The 16271-nt window shown below is 71.7% G+C and carries 8 protein-coding genes; 6 read left to right on the plus strand and 2 right to left on the minus strand.

All coding sequences use genetic code 11. The features are described from left to right. The first annotated feature begins 283 nt into the window (after window positions 1–283). The 5 genes from ACIQOW_RS17040 to drmB all read left to right on the plus strand — a co-directional run bounded on the left by ACIQOW_RS17040 (window position 284) and on the right by drmB (window position 12401). Window positions 284–541 carry a hypothetical protein gene (locus ACIQOW_RS17040; protein WP_401085203.1) on the plus strand — a complete coding sequence of 86 codons (258 nt, stop codon included), beginning with the start codon at window positions 284–286 and terminating at the stop codon, window positions 539–541. A gap of 67 nt (window positions 542–608) precedes the next feature. After that, window positions 609–5375: a DEAD/DEAH box helicase gene (locus tag ACIQOW_RS17045; RefSeq protein ID WP_401085206.1), complete on the plus strand. Its 4767-nt coding sequence runs from the start codon at window positions 609–611 to the stop codon at window positions 5373–5375. Beyond that, window positions 5372–7288: a UvrD-helicase domain-containing protein gene (locus ACIQOW_RS17050; RefSeq protein ID WP_401085209.1), complete on the plus strand. Its 1917-nt coding sequence runs from the start codon at window positions 5372–5374 to the stop codon at window positions 7286–7288. The genes ACIQOW_RS17045 and ACIQOW_RS17050 overlap by 4 nt, the downstream gene beginning before the upstream one ends. Then, on the plus strand, window positions 7285–10542 hold the full coding sequence (locus ACIQOW_RS17055) for a helicase-related protein (RefSeq protein WP_401085211.1): 3258 nt from the start codon (window positions 7285–7287) through the stop codon (window positions 10540–10542). The genes ACIQOW_RS17050 and ACIQOW_RS17055 overlap by 4 nt, the downstream gene beginning before the upstream one ends. Beyond that, the gene (gene drmB, locus ACIQOW_RS17060; protein ID WP_401085213.1) at window positions 10539–12401 is read left to right on the plus strand and encodes a DrmB family protein; all 1863 of its coding nucleotides are present in this window, start codon (window positions 10539–10541) and stop codon (window positions 12399–12401) included. The genes ACIQOW_RS17055 and drmB overlap by 4 nt, the downstream gene beginning before the upstream one ends. Before the next feature lie 63 nt (window positions 12402–12464). On the opposite strand, the gene ACIQOW_RS17065 is transcribed toward drmB, so the two are convergent. Both ACIQOW_RS17065 and ACIQOW_RS17070 read right to left on the minus strand, forming a co-directional pair. Further along, a complete protein-coding gene (locus ACIQOW_RS17065) occupies window positions 12465–13496 on the minus strand; it encodes a DNA cytosine methyltransferase (protein ID WP_401085216.1) in 1032 nt (343 codons plus the stop codon). A gap of 67 nt (window positions 13497–13563) precedes the next feature. Next, the gene (locus tag ACIQOW_RS17070; protein WP_223244134.1) at window positions 13564–14547 is read right to left on the minus strand and encodes a LuxR C-terminal-related transcriptional regulator; all 984 of its coding nucleotides are present in this window, start codon (window positions 14545–14547) and stop codon (window positions 13564–13566) included. Between the two features lie 338 nt (window positions 14548–14885). Here ACIQOW_RS17070 and ACIQOW_RS17075 point away from each other — a divergent pair, with 338 nt between their 5' ends. Next, window positions 14886–16169: an IS256 family transposase gene (locus ACIQOW_RS17075; protein ID WP_401085219.1), complete on the plus strand. Its 1284-nt coding sequence runs from the start codon at window positions 14886–14888 to the stop codon at window positions 16167–16169. Window positions 16170–16271: the final 102 nt, after the last annotated feature.

The following is a 16271-nucleotide window of genomic DNA, read 5'->3' on the forward strand; positions in this document are numbered from 1 at the left end:
GCCCGAATTACCCCGAAAAGCCCGATGAATCCCACTTCGACGCGGGGTTGCTCGACCCCGGATTCCCTGTGCTAGGGTTCTTCCCAATTCCACAGCAGGCGCTGTGGAAGCAGCCCTGACACAGGGCCTGGCATGCCCGTTTTCCTGGGGGGAATTCCTTGCGGCCGCCTCCGGAATCCTTTCGCGGATTCCGTGGTTTGACGCGCCCGTTTTCCTCCTGCACCACCTCGCACCACCGATCGTGTAATTCCACGAAAGCGAAGCGAAAGCGCAGGTACCTCCGGTGTTCCCGCAGAACTTCCCGCTCGACCGCATGCGTTCCGTCGTCTCCGACTGCGACCGGTTCGCCGACGACCCGCACGCCCTGGACCTCTACCTCTTCCTGAACGACCTCGACCACGACATGGTCGCCGCCTACCGCAACGCCATCCGCGATGCCGCGGCCCGGGCACGTCGCCCCCGCCGGAACCCGGGACAGTGCCAGCGCATCACCGGCCGTACCTGCTGTGGCGTCATGTTCACGGTGCACCACCGCCACTGACGGCATCCCGAGACTTCGCACCACGACCCTCGACCCCCTCTCCTCCGCACCCGAAGTGGAACCATCCGTGGCCGATCCGCAGTCCCCCGTGATCCGCACCGTCGTCGAGCAGTCCCTCCGTGTCCTGGAGACCTACGCCGTCGACCCGGGCCTGATCCCCGAACACGCCAACGGCGAACGCCGCATCACCCAGGGCGGGTACGGCGACCGACAGCTCTTCGAACTCGTCCAGAACGCGGCCGACGAGCTGCGCGACGAGCCCGACGGCCGGATCCACGTCGTCCTCACCGGCACTCACCTGTACTGCGCCAACCAGGGCAACCCGGTGACGCCCGAGGGCGCCGAGACGATCCTGCGCATGAGCATGTCCCGCAAGCGCGGTGGGCAGATCGGGCGGTTCGGCGTGGGGGTGAAGTCGGTCCTGGTCGTGACCGACGCACCCGAGTTCTTCAGCCGCGAGGGCAGCTTCGGCTTCGACCGGGCCTGGTCGTACGAGTCGATCCGGAACGTGCCCGGGGTGCGCGAGCGACTCGGCGAGCAGTTCGAGGCGCCGGTACTGCGGATGGCCCGCGAGCTGGACATGGCGGCCGAACGCCTCAAGGACCAGGTGTTGGACGAACTGCTGGCGTGGGCCACCACCGTGGTCCGCCTTCCGCTGTTGCCCGGCGCCGCCGCCCGACTGGGCAAGGACATGCACGGCCACCAGGGCGGTGCCGGTCACGACAGCCGCGAGGAATTCCCGTCCGGATTCCACCTGTTCTCCCCGCACGTCGGCCAGGTGGTCCTGGAGGACCGCCGGCCCCGCCCGATCGCGCGCCGGGCCCTGCGCTCCGAGCAGACCGGCAGCCTGCACACGATCCAGGAAGAGCGGGTGGGCAAGCCTCCGGCAACCTCACGGTGGCGGGTCTTCACCCGCCCCTACGAACCGAGCGAGGTCGCCCGGCGCGACGCCGGCGAGTTGCACGGCCGGCTGACCGTCGAACTGGCCTGGGCGGTCCCGGCCTACGGGGCCGCGGACGAGCGGGGGCTGCTCAGCGCCACCGACGCCCGAGGGCGCGGCCGGTTCTGGTCCTTCTTCCCGACCAAGTACGAGATGACCCTGAGCGGCATCCTGAACGGGGCCTGGAAGACCAACGAGGACAGGCAGAACCTGCTGGACTCCTCGCCGTTCAACGTCGAGATGATCCGGACCGCCGCCGGCCTGGTGGTCGACTCGCTGCCCGAACTCGCACCGGCGGAGGACCCCGGCGCGTACCTCCCGCTGCTGCCGGGCCGTGCCAAGGTCGCGGAAACGATCAGTTGGGCCGACCGGCTGCTCACCGAACAGATCTGGGCCACCGTCGCGCTGCGTCCGTCGCTGCCGGACCAGGACGGCGTCCTGCGCGTGCCCGGCGGCCTGAACATCCATCCGGACCTGGGAAAGGACAGCACCGCGGTCAACCGCTGGCTGCGGGCCTGGCACGCGCACCCCGGACGCCCCCGAGACTGGGTGCACCCCTCGGTCGAGGCCACCGACCTGCGGGCCGGCAAGGTCCAGCACATCCTGGGCGCGGCCGGCCGGCGACGGGCCTCGGTCGTCGAGTGGCTGGAGGCGCTGGTCTCCGACGGCACGGCGGAGGCCTCGGCGTCCGCCATCCGGATCGTCGCCGACATGATCGCTTCCAACGCCTCCTGCGCCGCCGAGGCCCGTAGGGCCGAGATCGTGCTCACCGAAGAGAAGGGGATGGTCGCACCGCTGGGCGGCAAGGTGTACCGCCGCACCGACGAGGACGGCCTGCCGGAATCGCTGGACTACGTGGACCGCGTGCTGTCCGACGACCCTTCGCTCCACTCCGCCCTCACCACCCTCGGCATCCAGGAAGCCGACGTCCGGGGCCGCTTCGTGAGCGTCCTCGACCAGGGCTTCGGCTCGTACGGCCCGCAGGAGTGGACCCGCTTCTGGGAGCTGTTCCATCGGGCGGGCGCCGCCGTGGTGGGCCACGAGGTGACCGCGCGGGTGCCCGCGCCGATGGAGACACTGATGGTACGGACGGCGGACAACCGCTTCCGCGCCATGCGCGACTGCCTGTTGCCCGGCGTCGTCGTCACCCCGGAGAGCGACCCCGAGATCGCGGTGGACGTGCGCTTCCACTCCGACGACGCCGGCTTCTTCCGCGAGTTGGGCCTGAGAGACCGCCCGACCTCCGGGCACCGCCCTGAAGAGGAAACCTGGTTCGGCGAGTACCGGGAAGCGATCCACGCGGCCTACTGCCGCACGCTCGACGACCGGGCGAGCCGTCCGACCCTCGCCAGGACCAAGATCGACGGCTCTCCGGTCGGTGGCCCGCTGCACCTGCTGCCCCGCCTTTCCGAGAATGCCCGTGCGGCCTACCTGCGGGCGCTGCCCGAGGACGCCCTGGTGGCGCAGTGGACCTTGCAGATCGGGGCCCAGGCGGGCACCCGCTGCTCGGTGTTCTCCCCCATCCGCTGGATGCTCTCCCGGCACGGCCTGGTCGAGACCTCGCAGGGCCTCAAGCCTCTCAAGGAGGCCGTGGGGCCGCAGCTCGACGCCTACCGTGACGTGCTCCCGGTGGCGTCGATCAGCGGGGAGAAGGCCCGCAAGCTGGGGCTCGCCGACAGCGTCGAGAAGGTCCGTCCGAAGCAGTGGGAGCAGCTCCTGGAGAAGCTCCAGGAGAGCGAGGACGACACCTTCGTCGGTTCCACCTACGCGCTGCTGACCCGGTTGGAGATCCCCTTCCCCGAGGGATCGCTGACCCGGTGCCGGGTCGGCGACAGCTGGGACACCCGGGCGGACGGCGAGATCGCCGTCGCCGCGAACCCGGAGGAGTACCGCTCCCTGCAGGCCGAGCGGGTGCCCGCGCTGCTGATGCCGGACCAGGAGTCCGCCGACCTCATGGTCGAGCAGTGGGGCATGCTGCGCCACGACGACGTGGTCAGCCGGGAGACCCGACACGAGTCGAGCGTGGAGCCGGTTCCACTGGTCGAGGAGTTCCCGACGCTGCGCCAGAAGATGGGCAGCTCCGTCGGCACCTACTCCATGTTGCGCTGCTCCACGCTGGAGGAGGTCGTCCGCACCCCGCACGGCGCGCGGGCGAAGTCCCTGGAGAGCGCCCGCCAGGGAAGCGTGATCAAGGTCCTGGACTCGCTGGACCGGTTGGGCACGCTCCGGGCCGTGGACCGCGAGTTGGGCCTGCGGATGGGAGAGGCCGGCTGCCGGGCGCTCCTGGAGGCCCAGGCCCGCCAGGAGCAGGACGAGAAGGTGCGATCCGCGCTCAAGGCGATCCGCGAGGCCGAGGACGTGACGGCCAAGCTGGAACTGCTGATCGGCGCGGAGGCCCTGCGCGACCGGCTCCCCTCCGGCCTCATGGACGCCGAGCGCCAGGATCCGGACGGGCAGGAGCCCACCGGTCGCCGGATCGCGCAGATGGCGTTCAACGCGCACGGCGACACCGTGCTCAAGACCCACGCGCGCGACATCCAGGAGCGCTTCCCGAGTGCCCCGTCCTCCTACACCGGCGGACCTGCGGCGGTCTCCTTCGTCGCCGAGCTCGGCCTGCCCGCGCCCTTCGCCGGGTACCGGGCTCCGACCCTCGAACAGAGCCTGACCGTGGAAGGCCCCCGGGACTTCCCTCGCCTGCACGAGTACCAGGAGCGTCTCGCCCTCAACATCTTCGAGATGCTGGACCGACTCGCCCCGCAGCGCGCCATGCTCTCGCTGCCCACCGGTGCCGGCAAGACGCGCGTCACCGCCGAGGCCGTCATCCGTTGGGTCAAGCAGACCGGCGAGCTGAAGGGCCCGATCCTGTGGATCGCCCAGACTGAGGAACTGTGCGAACAGGCCGTGCAGAGCTGGCAGTTCGTCTGGAGCAAGGCCGGCGCGCAGGAGCGACTGACGATCAACCGGCTGTGGACCTCGAACGAGGCAGCCCCGGTCACCGACGGACCCCAGCTCGTGGTGGCCACCGACGCCAAGCTGCGGGTGTGCCTCGACACCGACCGCTACGCCTGGCTGCGGGAGGCCGCCCTGGTGGTGGTCGACGAGGCACACGTGGCGACCAGTCCGAGCTACACCGAGATCCTGAGCCTGCTCGGACTGACCCAGCACCGGACGGATCGGCACCTGCTCGGTCTCACCGCCACCCCCTTCCGCGGCCACAACGAGGAGGAGACCCGCCGGCTGGTCAACAGGTTCGGCGCACGACGGCTGGACGAGGGGGTCTTCCCCTCCGACGACGCCTACGGTCACCTCCAGGAGATCGGCGTGCTGGCGCGCGTCGAGCACCGGGAACTGACCGGCGGCACCATCGAGTTGTCCCGCCAGGAGCGGGAGAGTGCCGAGCAGTTCAGCCTGCTGTCCAAGGCCGCCGAGCAGCGGCTCGCGGAGGACCACGACCGCAGCCGCCGCATCGTCGAGGAGGTCGCGGCGATGGACGAGAACTGGCCCGTGCTGGTGTTCGCCACCTCCGTGGAACACGCCAAGCTCCTGGCGGCCATGCTGATGGACCAGAAGATCTCCGCGTCATCGGTGGACGCCACCACCTCCGACAGCGACCGCCGGACCCGGATCCGGGACTTCCGCGACGGTCGGGTGCGGGTGCTGACCAACTACGGCGTGCTCACCCAGGGCTTCGACGCCCCGGCCACGCGCGCGGTCGTCGTCGCCCGCCCCGTCTACAGCCCGAACGTGTACCAGCAGATGATCGGACGAGGTCTGCGCGGCCCGCGCAACGGCGGCAAGGACACCTGCCTCATCCTCAACGTCCGCGACAACATCCGGAACTTCGACACCGCCCTCGCCTTCACGCAGTTCGAGCACCTGTGGAGCAACCGATGACCGTCCACCCCGAGGACGGCCCCGTCCTCACCACCGAGCAGCAGGCCGTCGTGGACCGGCCGTGGAACACCCGACTGCTGGTCACCGCCGGGGCGGGGACGGGAAAGACCCACACCCTGGTGCGCCGGATGGACGCGCTCGTCGGACACATCGACCCGGACGAGGCGCTGGAGGCCTCCGAACTGCTGGTCCTCAGCTTCTCGCGCGCCGCCGTCCGGGAGTTGCGGGACCGGATCGCCCGGCACGGCGAGCACGCACGGCGGGTACGGGTGCAGACCTTCGACTCCTGGGCCTACTCCCTGCTGCTCCAGGCGTACCCGGACGGGGAGTGGGCTGCGCTCTCCTTCGACCAGCGGATCCGGGCGGCCACCGACGCGATCGAGAAGGGCGCGCTGGAGTCCTTGGAGGCCGGCCCACCCACACACGTGATCATCGACGAGGTGCAGGACCTGGTGGGCGCCCGCCGGGAGATGGTGGAGTCGTTGCTCGACCGACTCCAGGACTCCTGCGGGTTCACCCTGGTCGGCGACTCCGCCCAGGCGATCTACGACTTCCAGATCGAGGACCCGGAGGAGTTCGCCGATCGTGCCGACCTCTTCCTCCGCTGGGTACGGATCTCCTACGCCGACGACCTGGAGGAGTTGCGACTGACCCGCAACTTCCGGGCCGTCACTCCGGAGGCGCGCACCGCGCTCCCGCTGGGCCCCGCCGTCCAGGCCGTCGGCAGCGCCCCCGAGGGGGCGGACACGGCCGCCGAACGTCTCCACGGGGAGCTGCGCGGGCTGCTGTTCGACCTGCCCGACCTGGGCTCGTTCACCGACTCGTTCACCCTGGACACCCTGCGGTCCTTCCCCGGCACCTGCGCGGTCCTGTGCCGCGACAACCGACAGGCGCTGGTCGTCTCGGAGCTGCTGCACACCCAGGGAGTCCCGCACGCCCTGCGTCGCCCGCTCCGGGACCGGCCGGTGCCGTACTGGGTCGCCGAGGTACTGCGTCGGACCGCGGCCGCCACGCTGTCCGAGGAGCGACTGCGCGAACTGCTCGCCGCAATCCCGCTGCCCGAGGGCACCGACCCCGACCGGGTGTGGCGTTCCCTGCGACCGGCGGCACGCGGCGCCGGCCGGGGCACCCTCGACGTGGTGCGGCTGCGTCGTCTGGTGGCGGAGCGCCGGTTCCCCGACGAGCTGGCCGACCCGGAACCGGCCCGGCTCGTGGTGTCCACGGTGCACCGTTCCAAGGGCCTGGAGTTCGACCGGGTGATCGTGCTCAACCCGCCGACCGTCGCCGAACTGCGTCGGCGCACCGAAGCACCCGACGTGCCCGCCGAGGCCCGCGCTCTCTACGTGGCGATGACCCGGGCGCGGGAGGACCTGTACCGAGTCTCCGCGCCCGACACGGTGACGGTGCTCAGGCACAAGCCGACCGGACGGTTGTACCGGGGAGTCCCGAACCAGCGTCTGCAGTGGCGGCGCGACGGCGTCGAAGTGCGGGCCGGCGACGTGGACGCCCTGGAACCGGCCGACGCCCCCGGTGACGCCTCCGGCGCCCAGGCGTACCTGCTGGAGCGGGTGCGGCAGGGGGACTCGGTGTCGTTCCGGCTGCGCGACACCCTGCCCATGGGCTCCGAGCAGAGCCCTCGGTACGCGCTGCTGCACGAGGGACGGGAGATCGGCGACGCCTCCGAGGCCTTCCGGAGCCAGCTGCACTCCGTCCTCAAGGTCGGCTCGAAGTGGGAGATCCGCTGGCCCGAGGAGATCTCCGGTCTGCGGATCGACTGTCTGGAGTCGGTCGCGGGCAGTCCGGCCGCCGGGGCCAACGCGGGCCTTGGTGACCACGGGGTGTGGATCGCCCCTCGCATCAGCGGAATCGGACGGTTCCGGCACACCGCCGGAACCGAGGAGGAGCAGGAATGACCATCCACGAAGGGCCGCACGCCGAGCACTACCGGGTCCGCGAGGGCCTGGTGTCCCGGCTCCGCCGGGAGCTGCTGGGCCCCGACGGCGGAGACTCCGCCGAGGACCGGGCCGAGGTCCTGGACCAGGACGCCCCGATCACCCGCTACCCCATCGGTGTGCTGTACCCACGCCCGGCGGACGCGGAGGCGAACCGCCGTCTCGAGGAGGACCGCGAGGAGCAGAAGGGCCTCGACGGGGAGCCGCTGCCCAGGTCGGCAGGCCTGGACGAGTCCGGTCCGACTGTCGACCGCCCCGACTCCGGTGGCCGGCGGCCGTCCAGTGTCGGCCTGACCTTCGCGGTCGACCCCACCGAGTGCCAGGAGATCGTGGTCTCGGCCCGCGCCGCCGTGTACGAGCCGGAGGACGCCGAGGGACGCAAGGTCTCGGCACGCCGCACCGAGGCCCGCACCACCTCCGAACAGCGGGAACACTGGCGCCGGGTGGAACTCGACCTGGCGGACGTCAGGATCGACCTCGCCGTCCCCGGCCGTCGCGAGGAGTACTACCCGATCGACCGCCCGGTCCGACTGGACGTACACGTCCGCCGCCCGTCGCAGGAGACCGGCACGGTCACCGTCACGGTCACGCTGGTGAACGAACAGCGGGTCGGCGAGCGGGAACTCCAGGACGCCTTCGCCCTGTTCCAGGTCGGGTTGACGGTCCGTGCGGCCGACGGGTCGAGTGCCTTCGTGGAGCGTCCGACCACCCTGGCCGCCGTGGACTCCGAGCTGGAGAGCAGTCGGCTGCTGCACCGGCACGCCCCCACCTTCGCCACCGGCCACGGCTGCGCGGCGGTATGGGACTGGACCCCGCCCCCGATCGGCCTCACCGACGTGGTGCCCGCGGGCGTGCGCGAGGTGCGCACCGAGTTCGTGCCCACCCACGAGGTGCTGCTCACCGATTCCAACCGGACGATCGACGCGAGCGCCCTCACCATGCTCGGTCTCGCCGAGGCCGAGGACGCCGAGGTGATCGCCGCGCTGGACGGGCTGGCCGACGGCTACGAGCGGTGGATCGAGCGGAAGTCGGACGAGGCCGCCGAACTCGCGGGCACCTCCTACGAGACGGCCGCCGCAGACCAGGTCCGCGCGTGCCGCGAGGCCCTGGAGCGGATCCGGGAGGGCATCGCGCTGCTGCGCGACAAACCCGACCTGATGTGGGCATTCCGTCTGGCCAACCGGGCGATGGCGACCCAGCGGGCACGCAGCGCCTGGGTCAAGGACGGCCGGACCGGCGAACCCGAACCGGCCAAGGCACGCTGGCGACCGTTCCAGATCGCCTTCGTGCTGCTGTGCCTGGCCGGGGTGAACGATCCGGAGCACGCCGACCGGGGCGTGTCCGACCTGCTGTGGTTCCCCACCGGTGGTGGCAAGACCGAGGCGTACCTCGGCCTGATCGCCCTGACCACCTTCCTGCGCCGAAAGCGGCTCGGGGCGGCCGGCGGTGGCGTCACCGTCCTGATGCGCTACACACTGCGCCTGCTGACCCTCCAGCAGTTCGAACGCGCCGCGATCCTGATCTGTGCCATGGAGCGGATGCGTTTGGAGAACCCCGAGGAACTGGGCCACGAGGAGATCTCCGTCGGCATGTGGGTCGGGCGCTCCGCCACGCCGAACACCCTGGAGGTGGCCTCCCGGCAACTCGCCACCGCCCGATCCGGCCGGGTGCTCCAGACGGAGAACCCCGTCCAGCTGCACGCCTGCCCGTGGTGCGGGACCGCCCTCGACGCCCATCACTACGCGGTGGACGAGGAGGCGAAGCGGATGGACGTGCGCTGCCCCGGCACGGACTGCGCGTTCTCCGGCGGGCTGCCCGTCCACCTGGTCGACCAGGCCGTGTACGCGGCCCGGCCCACCCTCGTGATCGCCACCGTCGACAAGTTCGCCTCGATGCCGTGGCGGGAGCAGACCGCCGCCCTCTTCAACCGGGACCGTCAGGACTCCACCCCTCCCCCGGAGTTGATCGTTCAGGACGAGCTGCACCTGATCTCCGGACCGCTCGGCACCCTGACCGGCCTGTACGAAACCGCCGTCGACGTGCTGGCGGACCGCCCCAAGGTGATCGCCTCCACCGCGACCATCCGCCGGGCCGCCGACCAGGGCAGGGCGCTGTTCTCGCGCGAGGTGAGGCAGTTCCCACCCGCCGGACTGGACGCCCGCGATTCCTGGTTCGCCGTGGAGACCCCCGCGAGCGAGAAGGCGTCCCGCCGCTACGTGGGCCTGCTCACCCCCGGAACCAGCCAGTCCACCCTGCTGATCCGCACCTACGCCACGCTGCTCCACCAGGCCCTGCGCACCGACGCGGACCGGAAGGTACGCGACGCCTACTGGACCTTGGTCGGCTATTTCAACAGCCTTCGTCTGCTGTCCGCCGCCGAACTCCAGGTCCACGACGACGTCGTGGCCTACCTGGACCACCTGGCCGAGCGCGACGGCAGCGAGCCGCGCTCCGTCGGCAACTACTCCGAGCTGACCAGCCGGGTGGACGCCAGTGACATCCCGGCCCGCCTGAAGCAGATCGAGCGCAGGCTGACGGACGGTGACCCGGCGGACGTGGTGGACGTGCTCCTGGCCACCAACATGATCGCCGTCGGCGTGGACGTGGACCGGCTCGGCCTGATGGCCGTCATGGGCCAGCCGCAGACCACCGCCGAGTACATCCAGGCGACCAGCCGGGTCGGCCGCGCCCACCCCGGCCTGGTCGCCGTGATGCTCAACTCGGGGCGCTCACGGGACCGTTCGCACTACGAGAACTTCCAGCACTTCCACTCCGCGCTCTACCGTGAGGTCGAGTCCACCTCGGTCACGCCGTTCTCTGCCCGGGCCCGCGATCGCGGGCTGCACGCGGTGATCGTCGCGCTGGCCCGCATCCTGATCCCGGCGGCCCGCAAGGACGAGGACGCGGGGAGGATCGACCTCTTCCACAAGGAACTGCGGGAACGGATCCGTCCACTGATCCTCGACCGGGTCGCGAACGTCGCCCCGGAGGAGGTCGCCCACGTCGACGCGGCCTTCGACGAGTTCGTCGAGTGGTGGTACGACGAGGCCGAAGCGAACGACGGCCTGTGCTACGAACCGAAGCGCGGGCGCTCCACCCCCTCGCTGCTCAAGCCCTACGACGACGCCCTGGAGGACGTCGAGGCGTGGGAGACCCTGTGGTCCCTGCGCGACGTCGACGCCGAGTCCGCCCTGTTCATGGAGGCATCCCGATGACCCCGCCCCCGTCCCGCCGCCGGCGCACCGACGGCTCCGCCGCTCCGGCCCACAATCTGCCCCGCCGCGGCGCGGTCCGTCGGGCCCAGGCCATCACCACCTACGGGGTGGGTTCGTTGGTCGCCGTGGAGCAGGAGTCCTTCATCGTCTCGGGCATCGACGGTGCGGCGGAACAGTGGCCGCGCGACGAGGCCCCGGTGATCCACGAACCCCGCCTCGCCCGGGTGTTGGGAGTGACGCACTTCCGCCTGCCACCCGCTTCCGGCGACGGCAGCCGCGACGGCATCCGGGTGCGCCGCTTCCCGCTCTGGCACCACTGCCCCGAGTGCCACGCGCTGGATCACGTGCGGAAGTTCAACTCGCCGCCCGGACGCAACGAGTGCGGCGAATGCGCCGAGCCGCTGGTGCCCTCCCGTTTCGTGGTCGCCTGCGAGGACGGGCACATCTCCGACTTCCCGTACCGGGGGTGGCTGCACCGACGGCGTCGAGGCGAGGGCACGACCGTCGCCTGCGACGGCCGGATGAGCCTTCGGTCCTCGGGCCGCACCTCGTCGCTCCGCTCGGTGGTGCTCTCCTGTTCCTGCGGAGTGCCCGAGGTGTCCATGGAGGGCTCCTTCCGGGCCGGCGCCCTCCAGGAGTTGGAAATCAAATGTCTTGGCGAGCGCCCCTGGCTGAAGGGAGCCGATCGGGTTCCCTGCTCTCGGACTCCCCGTACCCTCCAGCGCGGTTCCTCCTCCGTCTGGCAGCCCGTACTGCGCTCGGCCCTGTCCATCCCGCCATGGAGTGACACCCGGGTACACGCCTTGGACGAACACTGGGACGATCTTCGTGCTTGTTCCGACCTCGCCCAGATCGAGATCCACCTGAAGTACATCTTCAAGGGGTCCACGTCCCCGGTCAGCCCTCAGCAGGTCCTGGACCTGATCGCCGCGATGGAGGCCGAGGACCCCTCCTCCGAGGACGCCCCCGATCGCGACCAGGAGCAGCGCTACCGGGCCCTGCGCGACCTGGAGTACCAGCGCCTGTGCGCCGGCAACCCGGAGGAATCCGGCCGGCACACCGAGCAGTTCGTCTGTGAGCCGCCGATCGGCGACGAGGAACCCCTTACCGACCTGGGCCTGGTCACCCCGATGCTGGTGAAGAAGCTGCGCGAGGTCCGTGCCCTCAAGGCCTTCACCCGGGTCATCGATCCCGAGACCTCCTCCGAGAGCCACGAGGCGGAGTTGTCGCTCGCTCCCACCGGCTGGCTGCCCGCCATGGAGGTCCACGGCGAGGGGGTCTTCCTCCGGTTCGACGAGGAGCGGCTGGGCGCCTGGGCCGAACTGCCCGCCGTCGTCGACCGCGTGGCACGCATGCGACACCGCCACCAACAGGTCCTCACCGAGCGGGCCTCAGACCCGGCTCGGGTCCCGGAGTCTCCCGCCACCCCCCGCATGGCCCTGCTGCACACCTTCGCGCACGTGATGATCAACGAGTGGAGCCTGGAATCGGGCTACCCGGCCGCCTCGCTGCGCGAACGGATCTACTCGGGCGAGGAGATGGCCGGCGTGTTGATCTACACGGCCACCAGCGACTCGGCCGGCAGCCTCGGCGGCCTGGTCGCCCAGGGTGAGATCGACCGCCTCGCCCAGGCCGTGCGCTCGGCGGTCCACCGGGCCGAGTGGTGCTCCGCCGACCCGCTCTGCATCGAGACCGACATCTCCGGCGCGGGAGGCACCAACCTGGCCGCCTGTCACGCCTGCGTGATGCTCCCGGAGACCAGTTGCGAGCACAACAACGGCCTGTTGGATCGGGCCATGCTCGTCGGCACACCGGAGGACCCGTCGATCGGTTTCCTCTCGCACCTGCTCACCCGCTGAGCGCCGGGAGGTGACGTGGCGGGCGGGACGACACAGCCGGTGCCGTCCCGCCCGGCGCGGGGCTCAGTTCACTTCACCCCGGTCCCGCGGCACCGGTGCGGGGTGGCCCAGCGCGGACCGGATCGCGAGCCCGAAGGCCCGGGCCACCGGGGGCGGCGACGCGTGGCCCACCTGTCGGTAGCGGTCCGTCTTGCCGCCGGCGAAGGACCAATCCTCGGGAAAGCCCTGCAGTCGGGCCGCCTGCTCGACCGTCAGCTTCACCATGTCGGTGCCGTCCGGTGACGGGTCCCAGCGGTCCTCGGGCCCGGGCACCTCATTGGCGACGGTGCCGCCGTTGACGCGCATGCGGGCCCAGGATCGCTTCGTTCCGGTCGGCCCCAGATCCGGCCCGCCACGCTTCCAGGAACCCCCGACCAGGGTCGGGGCGACCTCGTCGGCCTGTGCGGCCCAAGCCGCGGCGTGCGGCCACCCGCGGGTGGCCATCGAGGCACCCAAAGCCTCCCCCACCGTCAGCGGGGGCTCGGCGTCCGGCGCCGGGGGCACGAAGTCACGCATGGAGCCGTCCTTCAGCGCCACCAGGATCCCCTGCTTGCGGTCCTGGGGCACACCGTGCCACTTCGCGTTGACGACGAACCACGCGTACTCGTACCCGAGGTGTTCGAGCTCGGTCCCGACCTCCGAACGGATGGATTCGTACGCGGGCTTGGAGGCCAACTCGGAGAGGTTCTCGATGAGCAGGGCACGCGGCTGTACGCCGTGCAGGAGCATGACCGTCGCATCGAGCAGCCGGAGTTCCTCCGCGCTGTCCTCGCGCCGCACCGCGGCGTTCGCCTTCACCCGGGGCAGACCGGCGGCCAGGAGATCCACGTCGTAACACTCCCGGTGCTCCTCCGGGACGAAGTCGAGGAGGTCGGCCTCGAGGACGTGCCAATCCGGGCGATTCAGCCGCAGCGTCGCGCAGGCCACCGGGCGGTTGTCCAGGAGCAGCACGGGATCGAAACCCGCCTGTTCGAGACCGAGCGCGAGGCCGCCCGCACCGGCACACACGGCAAGGGAGGTCAGACGGTCGGGACGGGACACTTCCATGATCACCATTCGTGCTCGTCGGAGAACTCGGCAACGGCCGGGGCCCTGGGCACCGATGGCCGCGGGGGCCGGGGGGTCAGAGCTCGTCGAGGGGGTCGTCGAGGACGCCCTGGCGGGCGATGATGTAGCCGAGGTGGCCGCGGCTGCGGCTGCCGAGGAGTTCGCTGGCCTTCTGGATGTGGCTGGAGACGGTACGGGTGCTCATGCCGAGGCGGGAGGCGATGGCCTCGTCGGTGTAGCCGTTGACCATCAGGCGCAGGACGTTCTGCCGGGTGCGGGTGGTCAGCAGCCGGGGGCGGTGGTGGCCCGCCTGGTAGGTGACGGGCTCGGCGCGCTCCCACATCAGCTCGAAGATCTTGAGCAGGTACTCGACCAGCGGCGGGAGTTGGACGAGCATCGCCGCGGCCTCGCGGTCGGCGCCGGCCGGGATGAAGGCGGTGGTGCGGTCGCAGATGATGACCCGGTCGAAGACCTCGTTCAGGGTGCGCACCTGGGCGCCCTGCGCGGTGACCTGCTCGATGTAGGCGAGCGTCGGGCCGTGCGAGCGCACGGTGTGCTGGTAGAGGGTGCGCTGGCGCACGCCGCGGCCGGCCAGGGCGAGGTCGCGCGGGAGCGCGTCGGCCAGCTGGTCGGGGCCGCGTCCGCCGCCCGGCTGGGCGGTGAGCAGTTCCTCGGAGCAGTCGGCGACGGCCTTCTCCAGCGCCGGATTGATCTCGTCGCCCGCCAGCAGGCGGATCGGCAGCCTGGAGCGCCGCATGACGTCCCGGTAGGCGTGCTCGGCGACGGTGAAGGAGGTGTGCAGTTCGGCGAGCCGCTCCTGGTGGGCCAGTACGGCGAGTTCGAGCGGCCGGGCCAGTCCGGTGGCCGCGACGTCCGGGGGGACGGCGGCAAGCCGGTCGCCGGAGCCGGGCAGCGGGCGCAGCAGGCCCATCGCCAGCAGGCACTCGGGGGCCTCCCCCCGCGCCTCGCCGTCGGCCAGCGCCGAACGGTAGAACTCGATGCCCAGGTCGCAGAGCCGGGGTGTCCCCGTTTCCGCGCAGTTGTCCTGGGTTGGGCACATCTGGGCATCCTTCCGGCTTCGGCATTGCGGCTTCACGAATGCCCGTACCGGTCACAGCCGGGCATCCGGACCGGCAAGATGGTGGTGACTGCCGTTCAGAAGCCGCCCCCCGGGCTCCGACAGCCGTGAGTGTACGCCCAATGGGCGCGGAAATCACCGGCTGACGGTAGTCGAACGAACACGCGTACGGGGGCGTCGGCGGTGACGGTCCCGGACACGACCGCACCCGGCGACGGCGACCGGGGAACCGCCGGGAAGCCGCGCCCGCCGCCCCGCCGGGGCGTCCGGAGCGGGGGATCGGCGGGGCGGAACGGCCTACAGACGGAGGGCATCCCCAGTTGCGAGCTGAGTCCGACCCGGCGGCACCGTCCGCCACCCCCGCCGGTCTGGTGGACCAGCGCCTGGTACGGCAGTTGGCGGAGGCCGCCGCCGCACAGGTCGGCTCCGGCGCGGTACGGCTGCTGGGCGAGGGCGGGCTGCTCCAGGCCTACGCCAAGCAGCTGATCGAGGGCGCCCTGGAGCTCGAACTCCGGGAGCACCTGCGCGGCTCCGGCGCGGGTGCGGGAGCGGGTGCGGGAGCAGGAGTCGGTGCGGGGAGCGGCGGCAACGGCCGCAACGGGAGCCGGGCCAGACGGCTGCTCACCGAGGTCGGCCCGGTCGAGGTGAGGGTGCCCAGGGACCGCGAGGGCACCTTCTCCCCCAAGGCCCTGCTCCCCCGGGCACGCCGGCTGCCCGGGCTCGACCGGCTGGTGATCTCGCTGACCGCGCGCGGCCTCAGCTCGGGCGAACTGGTGGCGCACCTGGCCGAGGTGTACGGCGTCGAGCTCAGCCGGGAGACCGTCTCGGCCATCACCGACCAGGTGCTCGACGAGCTCTCCGAGCGGCGCGCGCGGCGGCTCGACCCGGTCTACCCGGTGGTCTTCGTGGACTCGGTGCGCAGCGGCCGCTCGGGCGGGCCGCTGGTGCACCTGGCGCTCGGGGTCTCCGTCGAGGGCCGGCGCGAGGTGCTGGGCCTGTGGCCGGCCGCGGACGGGGAGCAGTGGCCGCGGGTGCTGGCCGGGCTCGCCGGGCGCGGGGTGCGGGAGGTCTGGGTGCTGGTCGGCGGCACCGGCGCGGTCCTGGCCGAGGCGGCGGCCGCGCAGTGGCCGCGCACCGTGGTGCACGGGTCGGTGGCCCACCTGCTGCACGCCGCGCTGCGGCACGCCCCCGGCGAGGACTGGGGGGCGCTCGCGCGGGCGTTGCGCGAGACCTGTACGGCGCCGACCGAGCGGGCCGCGCTGGAGGGGCTGTCCCGGGCCGAGCGGGAGTGGGGGCCGGGCCACCGCGAGGTGTTCCGGGTCTGGCGGTCGGCCTGGCCACTGCTGTCCCCCGGTTTCCGGTTCGGGCCCGAGGCGCGGCGCCTGCTGACGGGCGGGGGCGCGCTGGAGCGGTTGCACGCCCGGCTGCGCCGGATCGAGCAGGCCTCGGGCCGGGTGCAGGACGAGCGGGCCGCGCTCAAGCGCGCCTACCTGGCGACCCTCGCCCTGGAGTCGCCGGCCGGAGCCGGACGGCCGTGGGTGGAGGACTGGCCCGCCGTCCGGGAGGACCTGCGCCGGGGCTCGGATCCCGGCGCGGCGGAGTGACCGCCTCCCCCGTCCGCGGTCGCGGCTCCGCGCTGGTCCCCCACCACTGATCTGACAGAGCCAGGTGTGCTTTGGATCGCTTCTGTCTGCGTTTGACATCAT

Origin of the sequence: Kitasatospora sp. NPDC091335 (assembly GCF_044757205.1) — a bacterium.
GTDB lineage: Bacteria > Actinomycetota > Actinomycetes > Streptomycetales > Streptomycetaceae > Kitasatospora.

Bases quoted from the DNA above. Each gene is read 5' to 3' on its own strand.
- ACIQOW_RS17050 (WP_401085209.1), top strand. From the start codon at position 5,372: ATGACCGTCCACCCCGAGGACGGCCCCGTCCTCACCACCGAGCAGCAG.
- ACIQOW_RS17055 (WP_401085211.1), top strand. From the start codon at position 7,285: ATGACCATCCACGAAGGGCCGCACGCCGAGCACTACCGGGTCCGCGAG.
- drmB (WP_401085213.1), top strand. From the start codon at position 10,539: ATGACCCCGCCCCCGTCCCGCCGCCGGCGCACCGACGGCTCCGCCGCT.
- ACIQOW_RS17065 (WP_401085216.1), bottom strand. From the start codon at position 13,496: ATGGTGATCATGGAAGTGTCCCGTCCCGACCGTCTGACCTCCCTTGCC.
- ACIQOW_RS17070 (WP_223244134.1), bottom strand. From the start codon at position 14,547: ATGTGCCCAACCCAGGACAACTGCGCGGAAACGGGGACACCCCGGCTC.